This window comes from Gammaproteobacteria bacterium (assembly GCA_028817255.1).
Taxonomy (GTDB): Bacteria; Pseudomonadota; Gammaproteobacteria; order Porifericomitales; family Porifericomitaceae; genus Porifericomes; species Porifericomes azotivorans.
The window spans coordinates 1-2,349 of sequence record JAPPQA010000021.1 but is presented as its reverse complement, the minus strand read 5'-3'; the positions used below and the strand labels follow the sequence as shown (position 1 = coordinate 2,349).

At 67.5% G+C, this 2,349-nt stretch carries 2 protein-coding genes; one reads left to right on the top strand and one right to left on the bottom strand.

The genetic code is table 11. The annotated features are described in order from the left end of the window. Positions 1-187: 187 nt before the first annotated feature. Complete coding sequence (folE2, locus tag OXU43_00895; GenBank protein ID MDD9823732.1) at positions 188-1,021, top strand: GTP cyclohydrolase FolE2; 834 nt, start codon at positions 188-190, stop codon at positions 1,019-1,021. Here the strand turns inward: folE2 and mazG are convergent. Next, positions 1,018-1,950, bottom strand: a complete 933-nt coding sequence (gene mazG / locus OXU43_00890; protein ID MDD9823731.1) for a nucleoside triphosphate pyrophosphohydrolase — start codon at positions 1,948-1,950, stop codon at positions 1,018-1,020. The two genes, folE2 and mazG, sit on opposite strands and share 4 nt — an antisense overlap. Positions 1,951-2,349 lie beyond the last annotated feature (399 nt).

Genomic DNA, 2,349 nt, shown 5'->3' with positions numbered 1-2,349 from the left:
GACTTCGGGCTGGCGCCCTCGTCTTGCCGACTCCCCCTCAAGGGGGGAGTGATGCATATGACCCGCTTTTCTTGCCCTCGATTGCGTAACGGCTTGCCCTGCGGCGCGCGCCCGTGCAACGGCGGCGCCGCTGTTGTAAGATGGCGGCATTTCGCGGGCCCCGGCCCGCATAAGCGAGGACTCCTCAATGCGCCTGGTAAAAGAACGCGCCGATACCGCCAAAGAGCACGCCGACATCCCCGACATCCAAAGCCAGCCGGATACGCGCCAGCTGCCCATAGACCGCGTCGGCATCAAGGATATCCGGCACCCGGTGGTGATCGTGGACCGCTCCGGACACGAGCAGCATACGGTCGCCAGTTTCAATATGTACGTGCGCCTGCCGCATAGATTCAAGGGCACCCACATGTCGCGCTTCGTCGAGGTATTGCACCGCTTCGACCGCGAGATCTCGGTCAAGTCCTTCAAGCGCATGATCCGGGAGATGGTGCGGATGCTGGCGGCGGAAAGCGGCTGCATCGAAATGAGCTTCCCCTTCTTCCATGTCAAGCAGGCGCCGGTCAGCAAGGTGCAGAGCCTGATGGATTACCAGGTAACCTTTATCGGCGAGGTGAAGGACGGGCACCTCTGCACCGAGGTGAAAACGCAGGTGCCGGTCACCTCGCTGTGCCCCTGCTCGAAAGAGATCTCCGACTACGGCGCCCACAACCAGCGCTCGCACATCTCGTTGCAGGTGCGGTTGCGGGATTTCATCTGGGTGGAGGAACTGATCGAGTGGGCGGAACAGGCGGGCTCGTGCCCGCTGTACGGCCTGCTCAAGCGTCCCGACGAGAAACACGTGACCGAACGCGCCTACGACAACCCCCGCTTCGTGGAAGACATCGTGCGCGACCTCGCGCTACGGCTGAACCGGGAGCCGCGCATCCTCTCCTACACCGTGGCGGCGGAGAATTTCGAGTCCATCCACAATCACTCCGCCTATGCGATGATCAGCGGCGGGGAAAACGCAGCGCAGTCCTAGGTCTCTTCCGCTGCGGCCTGCAGGCCGGCCTCCCCGGCAGCGCCGGGGGCGGCGGCGCCCGCCCCGGCCTGCCGCCGTTCCTCCTCCTTCGCCTCCCGCCACAATGCCTCCATCTCTTCGAGGCCGGCGTCGGCGGGCGTCCGGCCCCGCGCCGCCAACCGCCGCTCGATGTGGGCGAAGCGCCGCTCGAACTTGCGGTTGGCGCGGCGCAGGACGGCCTCCGGGTCCAGGTCCAGGTGACGGGCGATGTTGGCGCAGACGAACAGGATGTCTCCCAGTTCGTCGGCCTGCGCCTCCCGGTCGGCAGACGGCGGCAATACCTGGCGCAGTTCGGCTATTTCCTCCTCCAGTTTGGCCAGCACCGGCGCGGCAGCGGGCCAGTCGAAACCCACGGCGGCGGCCCGTTGTTGCAGCTTGGCGGCCCGGCTGAGCGCCGGCAGGCGGCGACACACGCCCGCCAGCACGCCGGGGCGGCCGGCCCCGCTCTGCCTGAAGCGGCGTTGCCGCTCACGGGCCTTCAGCTCCTCCCGGCCGCCCGGGACGGGGGCCGCGCCGCCGGCCGCGAACAACGCCGGGTGGCGGCGCACCAACTTGCGATGCAGGCCCTTGGCAATGTCGGCAAAATCGAAGGCGCCGGCCTCCTGGCCGAGGCGGGCGCAGAAGACCACCTGAAACAGCAGATCTCCCAGTTCCTCGCGCACGCCCGGCATGTCGCCCTGCTCAATGGCCTCGGCCAGCTCGTAGGCCTCTTCGATGGTATGGGGCGCGATGCTGCGGAAATCCTGGCTCCGGTCCCAGGGGCAGCCGCGTTGCGGGTCGCGCAGGCGCCGCATCAGTTCCAGCAGGGCGTACAGGGCGGCCTGCGCCTCGCCCGGCGGCTCGCCACGATCGGCTTCCGGCCCTTGCCGGCATTGCGGTTTTTTCGACATGACGGACCGATTCTCCCCCTGCCGCCGCCGTCGCGGACACCGGACGCGCCTGCCGAGCGGGCGACGATGCCATCGTAAAGACGCGCCTTTGCCACGGCGCCGCGCAGGGGCGGGGCCCGTCCACCATAGCATGCGCGCACCGGCGGGCGCACGGCGGCGCCGGGGCGCCCCCGGGACGCTCCCGCAAGCCGTTACGCAATCGAGGGGAAAAGACTCCCATCCTCGCCATTTATATGCTGCCTTCCGTCATTTATATGTTGCCTTCCGTCATTCCGGCCTCCCCCGTCATTCCGGCCTCCTCCATGTCATTCCGGCCTCCTCCATGTCATTTCGGCTCCCTCTATGTGTCATTCCGGCGAAAGCCGGAATCCCGCATAGAAAGCGCGCGCCTCGCGCTCC

Excerpts from the sequence above, each read along its gene's own strand:
- mazG (MDD9823731.1), bottom strand. The coding sequence starts at position 1,950 with ATGTCGAAAAAACCGCAATGCCGGCAAGGGCCGGAAGCCGATCGTGGC.
- folE2 (MDD9823732.1), top strand. The coding sequence starts at position 188 with ATGCGCCTGGTAAAAGAACGCGCCGATACCGCCAAAGAGCACGCCGAC.